Source organism: Agrobacterium pusense (assembly GCF_900102105.1).
Lineage (GTDB): Bacteria > Pseudomonadota > Alphaproteobacteria > Rhizobiales > Rhizobiaceae > Agrobacterium > Agrobacterium pusense.
Window position 1 is genome coordinate 107,870 of record NZ_FNBB01000012.1, and the last position, 16,451, is coordinate 124,320.

At 60.2% G+C, this 16,451-nt stretch carries 11 protein-coding genes; 9 read left to right on the top strand and 2 right to left on the bottom strand.

Annotated features, from left to right (window positions below):
• Positions 1 to 25 precede the first annotated feature (25 nt).
• The gene (locus tag BLU28_RS21870) at positions 26 to 2,020 is read right to left on the bottom strand and encodes a putative bifunctional diguanylate cyclase/phosphodiesterase (RefSeq protein WP_077986945.1); all 1,995 of its coding nucleotides are present in this window, start codon (positions 2,018 to 2,020) and stop codon (positions 26 to 28) included.
• Positions 2,021 to 2,334: 314 nt separating this feature from the next.
• Between BLU28_RS21870 and BLU28_RS21875 the strand changes: the two genes are divergently transcribed.
• The 9 genes from BLU28_RS21875 to BLU28_RS21915 all read left to right on the top strand — a co-directional run bounded on the left by BLU28_RS21875 (position 2,335) and on the right by BLU28_RS21915 (position 15,093).
• Positions 2,335 to 3,381, top strand: a complete 1,047-nt coding sequence (locus tag BLU28_RS21875) for a class I SAM-dependent methyltransferase (RefSeq protein WP_006700367.1) — start codon at positions 2,335 to 2,337, stop codon at positions 3,379 to 3,381.
• Between the two features lie 89 nt (positions 3,382 to 3,470).
• Positions 3,471 to 4,295 carry a bifunctional allantoicase/(S)-ureidoglycine aminohydrolase gene (locus tag BLU28_RS21880; protein ID WP_077986946.1) on the top strand — a complete coding sequence of 275 codons (825 nt, stop codon included), beginning with the start codon at positions 3,471 to 3,473 and terminating at the stop codon, positions 4,293 to 4,295.
• Positions 4,296 to 4,465: 170 nt separating this feature from the next.
• Positions 4,466 to 5,971: a sensor domain-containing diguanylate cyclase gene (locus BLU28_RS21885; protein WP_004445093.1), complete on the top strand. Its 1,506-nt coding sequence runs from the start codon at positions 4,466 to 4,468 to the stop codon at positions 5,969 to 5,971.
• Positions 5,972 to 6,193: 222 nt separating this feature from the next.
• On the top strand, positions 6,194 to 7,426 hold the full coding sequence (locus tag BLU28_RS21890) for an efflux RND transporter periplasmic adaptor subunit (protein WP_162749726.1): 1,233 nt from the start codon (positions 6,194 to 6,196) through the stop codon (positions 7,424 to 7,426).
• Between the two features lie 11 nt (positions 7,427 to 7,437).
• Positions 7,438 to 10,572 carry an efflux RND transporter permease subunit gene (locus BLU28_RS21895; protein WP_077986948.1) on the top strand — a complete coding sequence of 1,045 codons (3,135 nt, stop codon included), beginning with the start codon at positions 7,438 to 7,440 and terminating at the stop codon, positions 10,570 to 10,572.
• A gap of 100 nt (positions 10,573 to 10,672) precedes the next feature.
• Positions 10,673 to 11,296, top strand: coding sequence for a TetR family transcriptional regulator (locus BLU28_RS21900; RefSeq protein WP_077986949.1), 624 nt, complete (start codon positions 10,673 to 10,675; stop codon positions 11,294 to 11,296).
• 195 nt (positions 11,297 to 11,491) lie between these two features.
• Complete coding sequence (locus BLU28_RS21905) at positions 11,492 to 13,015, top strand: sugar ABC transporter ATP-binding protein (protein WP_077986950.1); 1,524 nt, start codon at positions 11,492 to 11,494, stop codon at positions 13,013 to 13,015.
• Positions 13,016 to 13,065: 50 nt separating this feature from the next.
• Positions 13,066 to 14,067: an ABC transporter permease gene (locus BLU28_RS21910; RefSeq protein ID WP_004445079.1), complete on the top strand. Its 1,002-nt coding sequence runs from the start codon at positions 13,066 to 13,068 to the stop codon at positions 14,065 to 14,067.
• Positions 14,068 to 14,139: 72 nt separating this feature from the next.
• Positions 14,140 to 15,093: a substrate-binding domain-containing protein gene (locus BLU28_RS21915; RefSeq protein ID WP_077986951.1), complete on the top strand. Its 954-nt coding sequence runs from the start codon at positions 14,140 to 14,142 to the stop codon at positions 15,091 to 15,093.
• A 239-nt stretch (positions 15,094 to 15,332) separates the two neighbouring features.
• On the opposite strand, the gene BLU28_RS21920 is transcribed toward BLU28_RS21915, so the two are convergent.
• The gene (locus BLU28_RS21920; protein ID WP_077986952.1) at positions 15,333 to 16,226 is read right to left on the bottom strand and encodes a LysR family transcriptional regulator; all 894 of its coding nucleotides are present in this window, start codon (positions 16,224 to 16,226) and stop codon (positions 15,333 to 15,335) included.
• Positions 16,227 to 16,451 lie beyond the last annotated feature (225 nt).

Genomic DNA, 16,451 nt, shown 5'->3' on the forward strand with positions numbered 1-16,451 from the left:
CTTCCACGATTGTCGCAGCGCCCGCTCAGGCGGGACGAAGAAGCATGCTGGGGCGCGGATAGAGTGCTTTTGCGGGCCCCAGCCTTTCCGCCACGACCGGACGGCCGATGTAGTAGCCCTGCGCGTAATCGATTTCCATCTGGCGCACGAGCCTCAGCTGTTCCTCGGTTTCCACGCCTTCGATCAAAATTTTATGGCCGCGATTGCGAATGAGGCGGATCATGTCCTGCAGCATCGCCCGTCCGCGTGGGGTCTTGCTGTCATGCAGGAAGGAACGATCAATCTTGACGGTATCGAAATCCGTCATGCGCAGCCATGACAGGCCGGCGAAACCCGTTCCGAAATCATCCAGCCAGATTTTGATGCCAAGCGTCTTCAGGTCGTTCAGGCAACGCAGCACATCCGAATGCATTTCCATGTCCAGGCCTTCGGTGATTTCGAAGGCGAGCCTGTTGCCGGCAATACCGGCTTCCACGAGAATGGCCGCGACGGACGTGGCGAACCCCGGGTTCTTTAATTGCATGGGTGACACATTGACGCTGACGACATCAACCCTGTCATCGGCCAATATGTGCTTGCAGACCGTCTTGATGGTCCACAGGCCCAGTTCCATGATCGTGCCGGTACGCTCGGCGATCGGGATGAAGATGCTGGGGGCGACGGAATTGCCATCCAGCAGGCGAAGTCGCATCAGCGCCTCGACGCCTGTCGTTTCATTGGTCGAGATGTTCAAGATCGGCTGGTAGACAAGGGAAACAAGGTTCTCCGAAACTGCGATCTTCAGAAGAGCGGCGATGTTTTCCGTTTCGTCGCTGGTCTGCGGATCGTCGGGATCAAACAGCTTCATGCAATTGCGGCCATTGCCCTTGGCGATGTAAAGCGCGCGATCGGCCTCGTTGATGATCTTCTCCAGCTTGCCGTCCGGATTGGGGCGGGTGAAGGAGGCGCCGATGCTGACAGTGACGATGAAGGTGCCGTCGCGGCGCTGGTCATGTGCGAGGGACAGGCTTTCCACGGTATGGCGGATCGTTTCGGCGAGCTCGCCAACCTGCTGTTTGGACTTGAATGGCGCCAGCACGATGAATTCTTCGCCACCATAACGGCCGATCGAGGCGCCGTGCTGGATGATTGCATCCTGCAAGGCATTACCCACGGTCACGAGACACTTGTCGCCTTCCTGGTGGCCATAACGGTCGTTGTATTTCTTGAAGAAATCGACATCGATCAGGAATACGGAAAAACCTTCTTCCTTCTTCATCCAGTTATCCCACAACAGGCGCAGATGGTGATCGATGGCGCGGCGGTTCTGCAGCCCGGTCAGGGAATCGGTGTTGGAAAGACGCAGCAGCGCCTGGCCACGCTCATCCGCCGCCTTCTGCTGGGCCTTCGCTTCCAGCCCGTTGACGAAGACATGGTAGCGTTCCCTGTTCAGGTTCCAGTTCACATAAGACGTGAAGACGAAGCAGGAGATATAGAAGGTGCCGAAAGCGAATTTGTAGAAAGCGTCTTCAGGAAACTGCGTCGCCGCCAGAAAATAGGTGACGAGAATGATGCCCGATGACACCAGCGACAGATGGAATCTGAAAGTGAAAAACAGATTGGCGCCCATCATGAAGATCGCCCCGAAAACCATGTAATAGGACATGTTTTCGATATTGTCGGTCAGCAGCGATGGCAACAGCCAGCCGATATAACCCATGACGAGGGCGGTCGCACAGGTGAGGTCGAGCGCTGCGGTGCTGGCTCCCCGGCGTACCTGGATTTCCAGTGTCAGCAGCGCTGATACGGCGACCGCGAAACGTGCGACAATGGTGTAAAACGCGACGTCGGGTATCAGAACGATGTCTGAAGCGGCAAACAGAAGATAAATGAAGACAGCCGTCCACAGGCCCCGACGGATAGAACCCCGGCGGCTGCGTTCGCCTTCCTGCTGGTAAAGGGCAAGAAGTTCATCAGAAAACCGGGAGTCCGGCCGCCGATAGTCTTGCTGTCCACTCACCTCTCCCAATGTGTGCTTCATGCACTTTCCCATAGTGTTGCGTATACTTATTAAGTAACTGCTTATTCCACTTTTCCGTGTGCTGTCGCACCCAGTTCGGGTTCCTGTCGATCTCTGCCAAAGCGGATTGAGACCATGGAAAGGAAGAACGCATCATACGTTCGCAACATTAAGTTTCACTAAACCGCCTATCCTCCCAGCCGCCACCCGAGAGTGTGACCAAAAAAATACGCTGATTTACTAATCTATCCCTACACCGCGCAAAAATCGAAATCGAGTGGCCTTCGGTGTCCCAGAAACGTATAGTTAACAATGTGTTAACACTGGAGGCTGAAGTGGTGCGGGTAAAGAAGAAAAATCTGGATGGGGCAAGTCTGATCACCCCGGATACTGTCGCAAAAGAGATTTTTGCACGCAAAACGAAAACGTTCGATGAGCAGTTCGCAGTTGCAAAAGCAGAAATTGCCATCATTCTCGAATTGGCACAGCAGCAGTTCGATAATGGTATTTCAGCACATGACATAATACATCGAACGGCGGGGGCGCTGCATGGGTTGCGAGAAAAACTCCACTCAAGCGTGTGGGCTGAACTGATCCCCATCATACAGAATCACCCCGTGTCGGAGCGTTTTCTGCAGGATCCGTTCACGCGCTGGTCGTTCGACAAGCCGCGGGGTTATTCCGGCGATGCGCAATTGCTGGATTTTATCTATGGCCACGAAAGCGTTGCCGGTCTGGTGAAGAATGCGACGCCGCTGGGGCGTGATCTTTACGACTATACGAAGGACGCCAGTTCTTCCGTGGCGGTGCGCGAGCGACGGGATCTGCTGACGCGCTTTGTCGACGAAGCGGCGGCCCGGCACGGTGAAGATACCGAAATCCTCACCATAGCGTCCGGACATCTGCGCGAGGCGGATGCTTCCGCGGCGCTGAAGGAGGGCAGGCTGCGGCGCTGGGTGGCGCTCGATCAGGACCCCTTGAGCGTCGGTTCCGTTGCCCGCGATTTCGCCGGCACCTGCATCGAGGCGATCGACGGCTCGGTGCGCGATATCGTCCTGCGCACGCAGGAGCTCGGCACTTTCGATCTGATATACGCAGCCGGTCTATACGACTACCTGAACGACCGTGTGGCGATCAAACTCACGCGGCGCTGCATGGAGATGCTGAAACCCGGCGGCATGTTCCTCTTCGCCAACTTCTCCGAGGACATCGTTGTGGACGGCTACATGGAAACCTTCATGAACTGGGCGCTGCTGTTGCGCTCGAAGGCGGATATGTGGCGGATCGTCAATGCCAGCGCCGATCCCGACAGCATCGAGGCTGAGGTGTTCTTTGGCGAGAACCACAATATAGTCTACGCGACGATGCGTAAGAAGGCATGACATCCTTCGGCCCGTCTTCCTGCCAATAACCATTTGCTTAAACCTCGTCGCGGGCCTAAGAATCCGCGCCGAATGCATTGCAGAATGGAATGGCTGAAATGAAGAGATATTATTCGGATATGGGCGGTCTGCCCGGGCAGACGGAACTCCTGTCGAGCAAGGCTGTATTCAAGACCGCCTATGCTGTCATCCCCAAGACCGTGATGTCCGATATCGTGACAAGCGTGCTGCCCCACTGGACCGGCACGCGTGCCTGGATCATCGCCCGGCCGATGACCGGCTTTTCCGAGACTTTCGCGCAATATATCGTTGAAGTGCAGCCCGGCGGCGGCAGCGACCGTCCGGAGCCCGACGCAAGGGCGCAGGCGGCGATCTTCGTCGTCGATGGCGAGATGACCGTGGAATTCGAGGGCGCCCGGCATGAGCTGCGGGAGGGCTCCTTCGCTTTCCTTCCGGCCGGCAGCCGCTGGCAGATCCGTAATTCGGGCGAGGCGCCGGTCAAATTCCACTGGGTGCGAAAGGCGTTTCAGGCCGTGGACGGGCTGGAGCCACCGCCGGCGATCTTCACGCATGAAGACGAAACCGCCCTTTCGGCAATGCCGGACACCGACGGCAAATGGGCGACGACCCGTTTCATCGATCCTGATGACGTGCGTTACGATATGCATCTCAACATCGTCACCTTCGAGCCGGGCGCGACCATTCCCTTCATGGAAACCCATGTCATGGAACACGGCCTTTATGTTCTCGAAGGCAAGGCCGTGTACCGGCTGAACGAGGACTGGGTGGAGGTGCAGGCCGGCGACTTCATGTGGCTGCGCGCCTATTGCCCGCAGGCGTGTTATGCGGGCGGGCCGGGCCGATTCCGCTATCTGCTCTATAAGGATGTAAACCGACACGTGAAGCTCTGGTAACGGGCCTGCGGTCTGCAAAAAACCATGAATTGTCGCGCAATCCGGCGGTTTGCGCGATAAATGCTTGCTTTGGATCGAATATCCCTAATAAATTCCCGTAGGCGGCGGCTAGTGCTGCGCCGCTCCGTTTGGTGATCCGCCTGCACCTATCCTTGAGAAGACTTGCCCGTATGACTGAGACGATCGATGCCAATGTCTTCAATCTTGCGCCCGTGGCGATGTGGATCGAGGATTTCAGCGAGGTAAAGCGCCAGTTCGATATCTGGCGGGCGGAGGGCGTAGAGGATCTCAGGGCGTTTCTTCTGGACGATCTGACAAGGGTGGCGGCCTGTTCGCAGAAGATCCGCGTCATCCAGGTCAACGCCAGGACGCTGGAACTGTTCGAGGCGCACGACCAGAACCATCTCGTCGACAATCTGCACCGCATATTTCGCGATGACATGCTAGAGAGCCATGTGAACGAGCTTTCCGAACTCTGGGCCGGCAAGACGGAATTCACCAGCAATGCTGTCAATTATTCGATCGGTGGCAAGCGGCTGGACATTCAGTTGCGCGGCGCGGTGATACCCGGCCACGAGGACACGCTCGACCGGCTGCTTCTGACCACCGAGGATGTGACGGAGCGGGAGGAGGCCCGCCGCAAGGAGCTGCTCAACCGCCGTTATGCCGAGGGCATGTTCAAACATTCGCCTGTGTCCCTGTGGGTGGAGGATTTCAGCCGGGTAAGGCGCCTGATCGAGGAGGTCAGGGAGCGCGGCATCATCGATTTCCGGGTCTTCATGGATGTGCATCCGGAATTCGTGCGGCAATGCATGAGCGAAATCCGCGTCATCGACGTCAATCGCGCGACGCTCGACCTGTTCTGTGCGCCGGACCGGCAGGTTCTGCTGCAGCGACTAGGCGATATTTTCCGCGACGAGATGGAAAAGCCGTTCCGCGAACAGCTGATGGAACTCTGGAACGGTAATCTCAGCCATCACCGCGAGGTGGTGAACTACGCGCTGGACGGTTCCGAGCGGCATCTGCTTTTGCATTTTTCGGTTTTTCCCGGGTATGAGCGGGACTGGTCTCTGGTGCAGGTGGCGCTGACGGATATTACCGCGCGCAAGAAAGCCGAAGCGTACCTCGAATATCTCGGCAAGCACGATGTGCTGACCAAGCTGCACAACCGCGCCTTCTATTCCGACGAGTTGAACAGGCTGGAGCGCAGCGCGTTGCGGCCCGTATCGGCGATCGTGATCGATCTCAACGGCTTGAAGGACGCGAATGACAAGCTTGGGCACGATGCCGGCGACGCCCTGTTGCGACGCATGGGCGAGGTGCTGAACGGCGTGGTGACCGCGCCGAACCACGCAGCCCGCATCGGCGGCGACGAATTCGCCATTCTTCTTCCCGGCGCCGACAAGCAGGTGGCCGCCGCCATGGTCGAAACCGTTTATGAGCTGCTGAAGATCAACAACCAGTTCTATTCCAGCGCACCGCTCAGCCTGTCGTTGGGTGTGGCGACCAGCGAGGCAGGCGAGACGATGGAATCGTTGGTGCGCCGCGCCGATATGAATATGTACGAGCAGAAAAATGCCTATTACGCGGCGCTGCGTAACAGGTCTGCCGACAATAACGACAAGACCAATGCCGGCCCCCAGCCGGAAGCCAGCTCGCTGAAGCGTTTGTCCTGACGGTGAGAGGGGTCATCGACCCTCGCGCAATTATTTCTGATCTTCCGGCCATAAGGCCCAAGGTGGGACCCGCGCCGTCGTGGGTCCCAGCCCCCTTCCGTTTCCCGATGCTCTTGCGAATGCAGGCCGTGTTACCACGCCGTCTCGCGCGGCTTCACAAGCGCGTGAGGCCGGTTTTGCGCTGCAACAATTCTATTGTCAGAAATTTACATACGTCTTAGTATGTATGTAAATGTGACCTTTTTCATGGATTCGGAGCGCAGAATGGCGAAAAGACTGGGGCAGATCGTGGCGGTGTTGTTGGCGGGCATCGTTGTGGTCGGATGTAGCGACGAGCAGGCGTCTGCCCCCGGCGCGCCGCCGCCTGGTGCAGTCAAGGTCGTGACCGTGAAGCAGGAAGAGCTGCCGATAACCAACGACCTGCCGGGCCGCATTGCACCGACGCGACTTGCGGAAGTGCGCCCGCGTGTCTCCGGCATCATCGTTGAGCGCGTGTTCGAGCAGGGTTCGCTGGTGAAGGAAGGCGATGTCCTCTACCGCATCGATCCCGCCCCGTTCCAGGTGCGCGTAGACAGCGCCGAGGGCACGTTGCGCCGGGCGCAGGCCGCGCAGCTTCAGGCGCGCCAGACGGCCGACAGGCAGCAGCAGCTGCGCCGTTCCAACGTTGGTTCGCAGCAGGAATTCGACAACGCCATTGCCCAGCTGGCGCAGGCCGATGCCGAGGTGGCGGTGGCTGAGGCAGGCCTGGCCGAAGCGAAGCTCAATCTTCAATATGCGGATGTTAAAGCCCCGATCAGCGGCCGGATCGGCCGCGCGCGTATTACGGAAGGCGCGCTCGTCAGCGCGACCGGCTCTGAAAACCTGGCGACGATCCAGCAGCTTGATCCGATCTATGCCGACTTCACCCAGCCGGCGGCCGATCTCATTCGGCTGCGCAAGGCGCTTCAGGACGGCAAGCTGATGACCGGCCCGAATGAAGCCGAAGTCAATCTGCTCTTCGATGACGGCAGCCGTTACCCGCAGCCCGGCCGTCTGCTGTTTTCGGAAGCGGCGGTTGATGAGACCACCGGCCAGGTGACGCTGCGCGGCGAATTTCCCAACCCGAACGGCGATCTGCTGCCGGGCATGTATGTCCGCGTGCAGATCCAGCAGGGCATTCAGAAGGCTGCATTCGCGGTGCCGCAGCAGGCGGTTCAGCGCGATGCCGGCGGTCAGGCGAGCGTGCTTGTCGTCAACGCCGAAGATACGGTCGAGCAGCGGCGCGTCAGCGTCGGCCGTTCCATCGGTGACCGCTGGGTGATTTCGGAAGGGCTGAAGGATGGCGACCGCGTTGTTGCCGAAGGCTTCCAGAAGACCGCCCCGGGAGCCAAGGTGAAGCCTGAACCCTGGTCCGACGAGGCCGATGTCGCCGCTGCCGCAGGTAGCGAGAGCGCGGCTCCGGCCCAGAAGCAATAAGGACCGATTTCATGGCACGTTTTTTCATCGATCGGCCCATTTTTGCCTGGGTCGTCGCCATCTTCATCATGCTGGCGGGCCTGCTCGCCATTCCCATGCTGCCTATTGCGCAATATCCGAATGTGGCGCCGCCGCAGATTTCGGTCTCCACGACCTATCCCGGCGCTGCGCCGGAAGATATCTACCAAAGCGTCACGCGCCCGATCGAAGAGGAACTGAACGGTGTTCCCGGCCTGATCTATTTCGAGTCGACATCAGAGGCTTCAGGCCGCATTTCGATCAACGTCACGTTTGAACCTGGCACCAATATCGGTGAGGCGCAGGTCGAAGTTCAAAACCGCATCGCACGCGTGGAGCCACGCCTGCCGCAGGCAGTGACGCAGCAGGGCCTGCGCGTGGAACAGGCAGGCACCTCGTTTCTGATGATGGTGGCGCTCACCTCCGTCGACGGCAATACCGATGCCATCGGTCTGGGCGATTATCTCAGCCGCAACGTGCTCGGCGAATTGCGCCGCGTTCCCGGCGTTGGCAGCGCGCAGCTCTTTGCCACCCAGCGCTCCATGCGCATCTGGATGGATCCGGACAAGATGCTGGGCCTCAGCCTGACGTCGAGCGACGTCATCGGCGCCATCCAGGCGCAGAACTCGCAGGTCGCCGCCGGCCGTATCGGTGCATCGCCAAACCCGATTGGCCAGCAGATTTCCGCGACCGTCAACGTGCAGGGTCAGCTCACATCGCCGGAAGAGTTCGGCTCCATCGTGCTGCGCGCCAACCCGGATGGTTCTTCCGTCAGGCTGCGCGATGTCGCGCGTGTGGAGGTGGGCGGCGAAAGCTATAACTTCTCGAGCCGCCTGAACGGCAAGCCGAGCGCCGCCATCGGCGTGCAGTTGTCGCCGACCGGCAATGCGCTGCAGACATCGGAGGGCGTACGCGCCACGATGGAGGAGCTGTCGCGCTATTTCCCGCAGGGCATAGAGTATGAAATTCCCTATGATACCAGCCCCTTCGTCAAGATTTCGATCGAGAAGGTCATTCACACGCTGATCGAGGCGATCATCCTCGTCTTCGTGGTGATGTTCGTGTTTCTCCAGAACATCCGCTACACCATCATTCCGACATTGGTGGTGCCCGTGGCGCTGCTCGGCACCTGCGCCATCATGTATGTCTCGGGTTTCTCGATCAACGTTCTGACCATGTTCGCCATGGTTCTCGCCATCGGCATTCTGGTGGATGACGCGATCGTCGTCGTTGAGAATGTCGAGCGCATCATGGCGGAAGAGCATCTGTCGCCGAAGGAGGCGACCCGCAAGGCAATGGGCCAGATTTCCGGCGCGATCATCGGCATCACGCTGGTGCTGACGGCCGTGTTCGTGCCCATGGCCTTCTTCCCCGGCGCCGTCGGCATCATCTACCAGCAGTTCAGCCTGACCATGGTGGTGTCGATCCTGTTCTCCGGCTTCCTGGCCCTGTCGCTGACGCCGGCGCTGTGCGCTTCTTTCCTGAAGCCCATCAAGGCCGGCCATCATGAAAAGAAGGGCTTCTTCGGCTGGTTCAACCGCAACTTCGACAAGGCGTCGCACAAATATTCGTCTTCGGTCGGCGGCATCATCAAGCGCTCCGGCCGCTTCATGGTGATCTATGCGGCGCTGCTGGTCGGTCTCGGCTGGGCCTATATGCAATTGCCGAGCTCGTTCCTGCCGAACGAAGACCAGGGCTACCTGATCGTGGACATCCAGGCGCCTGCGGAAGCCAGCAGCGACCGCACCCTGCAGTCCATCCAGCAGATCGAAAAGATCTTTCTGGAAGAGCCGGCGGTTGAACGCGTCATCGCCGTGTCGGGCTTCTCCTTCTCCGGTTCCGGCCAGAACGCCGGCCTCGCCTTCGCGACGCTGAAGGACTGGAGCGAACGTGGACCGGAGGATTCTGCAGCGGCCATCTCAGCCCGGATCAATGGCAAGCTCTGGGGCCTGCCGGACGCAATGTCCTTCGCGCTGTCGCCGCCGCCCATTCAGGGTCTCGGCAACTCCAGCGGCTTTACCTTCCGCCTGCAGGACAGGTCCGGAGCGGGCCAGACGGCGCTGAGCGCCGCCGGCGCGCAGCTGATGGCCGCGGCGCGGCAGAGCCCCATCCTTGCCGGCCTTCGCATTGAAGGCATGCCGGATGCGGCGCAGGTCAATCTCGTCATCGACCGCGAGAAGGCAAACACATTCGGCGTGACTTTCAGCGATATCAACGCCACCATCTCGGCCAATATGGGTTCGTCCTACGTCAACGACTTCCCCAATGCCGGCCGTATGCAGCGCGTGACGGTGCAGGCCGAACAGGGCCAGCGCATGAAGACCGAGGATCTTCTGAACCTCAACGTCCGCAACGCCAATGGTGGCATGGTGCCGATCAGCTCTTTCGCCTCGGTGGAATGGGTGCGCGGTCCTTCTCAGGTGGTCGGTTATAACGGCTATCCGGCGATCCGTATCGGTGGCCAGGCGGCGCCGGGCTACTCCTCCGGTGATGCCATTGCCGAAATGGAACGTCTGGCGCGCGAATTGCCCGGCGGTTTCGGTTTCGAATGGACCGGCCAGTCACTGCAGGAAATCCAGTCGGGTTCGCAGGCACCGGCGCTCATCGGTCTCAGCGTGCTGTTCGTCTTCCTGCTGCTCGCAGCGCTTTACGAAAGCTGGTCAATTCCGCTCTCCGTCATGCTGGTGGTGCCGCTCGGGGTCATCGGCTCGGTGGCGGCGGTGATGCTGCGCGGCATGCCGAACGATGTCTACTTCCTCGTCGGCCTCGTCGCCATCATCGGCCTTTCCGCGAAAAATGCGATCCTCATCATCGAATTCGCCAAGGATTTGCGGGCAGAGGGCAAATCCACCTATGATGCGACGGTGGAGGCGGCGCATCTGCGCTTCAGGCCGATCCTGATGACGTCGCTCGCCTTCTCGCTCGGCGTGCTGCCCATGGCGATCGCCTCCGGCGCGAGCGCCGCGAGCCAGAACGCCATCGGTACCGGTGTTCTCGGCGGCATGATCTCGGCGACGATCCTCGCGATCTTCTTCGTTCCCGTGTTCTTTGTTTTCGTCATGAAGATTTTCGGGGATTGGAAGAAGGAGAACGAGATTGCTGCTGACGCCGTTTCACCGGCGGAATAACATCGAGGGAAAGCCGGGACACCGTCATGTGATGACGCCCCGGCATTGAGGAAAGGCACGGTGCGGAAGCGCCGTGCCGGCAGTGGAAGGAGATAACGGAATGCGCCGTACCAAGGCCGAGGCAGAAGAGACGCGTCAGGCGATCCTTGCCGCTGCCGAGCGGGTGTTCTTCAAGAAGGGCGTTGCCAACAGCTCGCTGGACGAGGTGGCGGCCGCGGCCGGGGTCACACGCGGGGCGATATACTGGCATTTTTCCAGCAAGACCGATCTCTTCATCGGCCTTTACCAATCGGTGGCGCTGCCGGAATCCGACCTGCTCGATTTCGGCGATCCCGACCTCAAGGGTGCGGCGCTGCTCTCCAGGATAGAAGAAGCGGCCTGCAAATGGCTGGCGCTCCTGGCGGGCGACGAACAGCGCCAGCGCATCATGACGATCAGTCTTCGTACCAATTATTCCGATGAGTTCGCGCCCGTGCTTCATGCGCAGGAGGAGCTGGATCGATACCACAAGGAGCGGCTGGAGGCGGCTTTCGAGCGGGCGCAGGCGGAAGGCGCGTTTAACGACAACTGGACCGCGGAATCCGCGCTTGGCGCGCTTTACTGGCTTTTGAAGGGCATGTGCTCCGACTGGCTGCTGTTCGGCAAACGATTCGATCTGGCCAGCGACGGCGCCGAAGCTGTACATCGCCTCATGAAAGGCTTCCAGCGTTCCCCTGCAGAGTGACGCGTTTTGCGGGCTCCCCGTCCACCGGTCGCCCCTCACATTTCAGTGTATTCTAACACACAAGCGAAATTTGCTTTACGTACCTCAAAACCAACGCTAGCTTCTTCTCCGAGCTTTGGGAGGAGTTCGCTCATGGTCACTTCAAGGACAATCGAAGGGCAGGAGCCCGTTCGCACCGGATGTCGGTGAGGGCGCATGGCTATTGCTGAGGTTACTCCGGAACCGGCACTTGTCCGGACGGTCGGGTTATCGAAATCTTTCGGACCGGTTCAGGTTCTGAAGGACATAGAGATAGACGTGCGGGCCGGTGAGGTGCATGCCATCATCGGTGAGAACGGCGCCGGCAAGTCGACGCTCATGAAACTGCTGGCGGGCAATGAAAAGCCCTCGGGCGGTGAGATCCGTGTCGACGGCGACCCCGTCACGCTGAGCGGGCCGGTGGATGCCGAACATCGCGGCATTGTGCTCGTCCATCAGGAAATATTGCTCGCGCCTGATCTGACGGTGGCGCAGAACATCTACCTTGGCCGCGAACTGCGCAAGGGCCCGGTGGTGGACGATCGTGCCATGCGCGACGGCGCCCGCAGGGCGATCACCGAACTGGGCGGCGTGATAGACCCCGACGCCATCGTCGGCAGCCTGTCTATCGCCCAGCGGCAGTTGGTGCAGATCGCGCGCGTGCTGCTCGTGCCGCATCGGCTGGTCATTTTTGACGAACCGACGGCCAGCCTGACGCCTATCGAAACCGAGGCGCTGCTTAACGTCATCCGCGATATTCGCGCGAAAGGCGTGGCCGTGCTCTATATCTCGCACCGCCTGCCGGAAGTGAAGGAAATCGCCGACCGCGTGACCGTGCTGCGCGACGGCCGGCTGGTCGCCTCTCACCCGGCCTCGGAGCTGGAGCCGGCCGATATGGCGCGGCTGATGGTGGGGCGCGATGTGGCGAAACTCTATCCCGACCGGAACGCCGGCGGCGAGCGCGAGCCTGTTCTTGAGGTGGAGCATTTTAACGTTCCCGGTTATGCGCAGGATGCCGGTTTCAGCCTGCGCAAAGGCGAAATCCTCGGTTTTGCCGGGCTGGTGGGGGCGGGCCGGACGGAGCTGATGGAGGGTGTGCTGGGCCTGCGGACCGGGCGTGGGACGGTGCGTCACCTTGGCCGGACGGTGCACTTCGCCAAGGCGGAGGACAGCCTCAGGGCCGGCATCGTTTACCTCAGCGAAGACCGTAAGGGGAAGGGGCTGTTGCTCACCAAGGATCTGCGGGTCAATCTCACGCTTGCGTCGCTGAAAAAATTCAGCCGTCTGTTCCAGATCGACACCGGCCGGGAAACGGCCGCGCTTGATGCTGCAGTGCGCGACTTCGACATTCGCACAGGACGCAAGGACTTGCTGGCGGGCCAGCTTTCCGGCGGCAACCAGCAGAAGCTGCTGCTGGCCAAGATGATGCTGCTCGACCCGTCCATCGTCATCATCGACGAGCCGACCCGCGGCATCGATATCGGCACCAAGGAGCAGATTTACCGCTTTATCGCCGGGCTTGCGGATGAGGGGCGCTCGATCATTGTCGTTTCCTCGGAAATGCCGGAGCTGATCGGCATCTGCGACCGCATTCTGGTGATGCGTTCGGGCAGGATTGTCGGTGAGGTGACGGGGGAGCGCATGACTGAAAACGACATCGTGGCGCTGGCGACGGGTGTTCACACGCAGGAACCCGCCTGAGCGCCCGCGTTCGGGGAAACATGGCCTGACAAAAGAAACTGAGGGGAAATATGACTGAGGCCGCATTTGATAACGGCAAAACGCCGAAGACCTCGAAGGACTGGGACCTGCGCGCCGTCGCGCCTTTCGTGGCGCTGGCACTGCTGCTGGTTCTCGGCACCATCGCCAATCCCAATTTCATCGGCATCGACAATCTGTTGAATGTCATCACCCGCAGCGCCTTCATCGCCATCATCGCGCTGGGCGCGACCTATGTCATCACGTCAGGCGGGCTGGACCTGTCGGTGGGCGCCATGGTTGCTTTCGTGGCCAGCCTGATGATCCTGTTCATGAACAGCGGCGCGATAGCGAGCCCGTTGCTGATGCTTCTTGCGGCAATGGCGCTCGCGCTCGCCATCGGCGCGGCCTGCGGGCTGGTAAACGGGCTCATCACCACCATCGGCCGCATCGAACCCTTCATCGCCACACTCGGCACCATGGGTATCTATCGCGGGCTGACGACCTGGCTGTCGCAGGGCGGCGCGATCACGCTGCGCAACCCGGAAATCCAGACGCTTTATCGCCCGGTCTATTTTGGTAATGTTCTGGGCGTGCCGGTGCCGGTCATCGTCATCTTCGTCACGGCTGCGATAGCCGCCTTCGTGCTTTACCGTACACGCTACGGGCGGCATCTGACGGCGGTGGGCTCCAGTGAGGATGTTGCGCGTTATTCCGGCATTCCGGTCGCCCGGGTTCGCACCATCGCCTATGTGGTACAGGGGCTCTGCGTCGCCGTTGCGGTGCTGCTTTACGTTCCGCGCCTCGCGTCTACTTCGGCAACGACAGGCATGTTGTGGGAGCTGCAGGCGATTACGGCCGTCGTCGTCGGCGGTACGGCGCTGCGCGGCGGGGTAGGGCGCATCTGGGGCACGATCTGCGGCGCCTTCATTCTGGAGATCGTCGGCAACATCATGATCCTGTCGAACTTCGTCAGCGAATATCTGATCGGCGCCATTCAGGGGGCCATCATCATCATCGCCATGCTGGTGCAGCGCTCGCTCAGCCGCAGGTAAGGTATCACGCCGCGCCATGTGGGGCAGGCGCGGTTGGAGGAGGAACGCCCCGGTCTTGGGAGGAAAGAGACTATGCGTAATAAATTCATCGGCGTGGCCTTTGCCGCGCTGGCAACGGTGCTGGCGGGTTCGGCCCACGCGCAGGACAAAAAGGTCACGATCGGCGTGTCCATTCCGGCGGCCGACCATGGCTGGACGGCGGGCGTGGTCTACCATGCCGAACGTGTGGCGAAGCTTCTGATGAAGGAGCATCCGGGTCTCAACGTCATCGTCAAGACATCGCCGGACGCCGCAAACCAGGCCAATGCGCTGCAGGATCTGGCCGTGCAGGGGCTCGACGCGCTGGTCGTCCTGCCGTCCGATCCCGATCCGCTTGTCAACGCCATCAAGGAGATCAAGGACAGGGGCACCTTCGTCGCGCTCGTCGACCGCGCGCCGAGTGTCAACGACAATTCTATCCGCGATCTCTATGTGGCCGGCAACAACCCGGCGCTCGGCCAGGTGGCCGGCGAATACATCAAGAAGACGACGCCGGATGCCGAAGTCGTGGTCATTCGCGGCCTGCCGATCCCGATCGACCAGCAGCGCCAGGATGGCTTCGACAAGGGTATCGCCGGCTCGAATATCAAGGTTCTCGACCGCCAGTACGGCAACTGGAACCGCGACGACGCCTTCCGTGTGATGCAGGACTATCTGACCAAGTACAAGAAGATCGACGTGGTCTGGTGTCAGGACGACGATATGGCGATCGGCGTGCTGGAAGCCATCCAGCAGGCCAAACGCACCGATATCCAGTATATCGTCGCGGGCGCCGGGTCCAAGGACATGATCAAGAAGGTCATGGACGGCGACAAGCTTGTGCCGGTCGACGTGCTCTATCCGCCGGCGATGGTGGCGACCGCCATGCAGCTGACGGCCGGGCATTTCTACGATCAGGTGCCGGTCGCGGGTGAGTACATCCTCGATGCGACGCTGATCACCAAGGACAATGCCGAGCAGTTCTACTTCCCGGATTCGCCGTTCTGACGAGCTGGCTTCTGCCATGCGACGCCCGCTGCAAGGCGGGCGTCGATGCTGCTAAAAGTTTTGCCTAGGTTTGGATTTGGCGAGACGGCTGCATCCCCACTCCGTCACCCCGGACTTGATCCGGGGTCCAGGGCGATCAAGTCCTTGATCGCGGGAGAGTCCTTCACGGCGCAGACGCGCCGTGGCTGGATGCCGGATCAAGTCCGGCATGACGGAAGGACGCTCGGCGAATGCCGCCTTCACCCGTTCTTCCTGAACCACGCCGAGAGATAATCCACGAAGCTGCGCACCTTGGCGGGCAGGTAGCGACGATGCGGATAGACCGCATAAATGCCGCGGTCCTTGGAAATATAATCGTCGAACAGCGTCACCAGTTCTCCGGACTGGATATAGGGCCGGGCGATAAAGTCAGGCACCATGGCGATTCCGAGGCCGGCACGGGCGGCGCGCAGGGTCGCCTGTGGGCTGTTGACCTCGATGGGGCCGCTGATGGCGACCGAATTTGAGCCGCCATCCGGCTCCAGATACCGCACCGTATTATGAAAACGCGTATTGGTGTCGATGATGAAGGGAACGCGGGAGAAATCCTGCGGACCATCGAGCGGTCCGTGTTGCGCGACGAAATCCGCCGTCGCCACCGCATAGACCCGGAAATCGGAAAGCTTGCGGGCGATCAGGCCCGAATCCTCCAGCCGGGTGATCCGGATCGCGAGATCGAAGCCTTCTTCGATCAGGTCGACGAATCGGTCTTCCGCGACGATCTCAAGCGACAGTTCCGGATTTTCCCTGGCGAAGTCGATGAGGCTCTGGCCGACCTCCGCGTCGATGAAAGTGCGTGGAACGGAGATCCGCAGTTTTCCTTTCAGATCGGCATTCTTTTCCCGAACAAGGTCGGCGAGATTGTCGATCTCCTTCAGAATGTCGGATGCTGTGCGATAATAGGTGTGCCCGGCTTCCGTCAGCGAAAACTGCCGCGTGGTTCGGTTTAAGAGAAGCGCTCCGAGATCGTCCTCCAGTTCCCGCACATATTTGGACAGAAGCGCCTTGGAGCGCCCGGTCTTGCGCGCCGCAGCGGAAAACCCCTCCGCTTCGACAACATCGATAAAGGCGCGGATGCGCGTCAGCGTGTCCATGAAAACCCTCCAGTTTGTTCCATATAATTGAACGCTGCATCCTGACTGTTCAACCTTAAAATCGCTGCTGAAAAATTCCGCTATATGGTGAAAAAATCCTCTTGATTATGACGGCGAATATTCTTATCTCCCGTGCTGCCCAAAGTCGCACGTGCCCATGTGTGTCCGCCGATTCCTCGATGTGGTGAGGATTTAGGTAAGGTACCTGGAACTAACCCCTCCAGT

Excerpts from the sequence above, each read along its gene's own strand:
- BLU28_RS21870 (WP_077986945.1), bottom strand. The coding sequence starts at position 2,020 with ATGAAGCACACATTGGGAGAGGTGAGTGGACAGCAAGACTATCGGCGG.
- BLU28_RS21880 (WP_077986946.1), top strand. The coding sequence starts at position 3,471 with ATGGCTGAAATGAAGAGATATTATTCGGATATGGGCGGTCTGCCCGGG.
- BLU28_RS21885 (WP_004445093.1), top strand. The coding sequence starts at position 4,466 with ATGACTGAGACGATCGATGCCAATGTCTTCAATCTTGCGCCCGTGGCG.
- BLU28_RS21890 (WP_162749726.1), top strand. The coding sequence starts at position 6,194 with ATGTATGTAAATGTGACCTTTTTCATGGATTCGGAGCGCAGAATGGCG.
- BLU28_RS21895 (WP_077986948.1), top strand. The coding sequence starts at position 7,438 with ATGGCACGTTTTTTCATCGATCGGCCCATTTTTGCCTGGGTCGTCGCC.
- BLU28_RS21900 (WP_077986949.1), top strand. The coding sequence starts at position 10,673 with ATGCGCCGTACCAAGGCCGAGGCAGAAGAGACGCGTCAGGCGATCCTT.
- BLU28_RS21905 (WP_077986950.1), top strand. The coding sequence starts at position 11,492 with ATGGCTATTGCTGAGGTTACTCCGGAACCGGCACTTGTCCGGACGGTC.
- BLU28_RS21910 (WP_004445079.1), top strand. The coding sequence starts at position 13,066 with ATGACTGAGGCCGCATTTGATAACGGCAAAACGCCGAAGACCTCGAAG.
- BLU28_RS21915 (WP_077986951.1), top strand. The coding sequence starts at position 14,140 with ATGCGTAATAAATTCATCGGCGTGGCCTTTGCCGCGCTGGCAACGGTG.
- BLU28_RS21920 (WP_077986952.1), bottom strand. The coding sequence starts at position 16,226 with ATGGACACGCTGACGCGCATCCGCGCCTTTATCGATGTTGTCGAAGCG.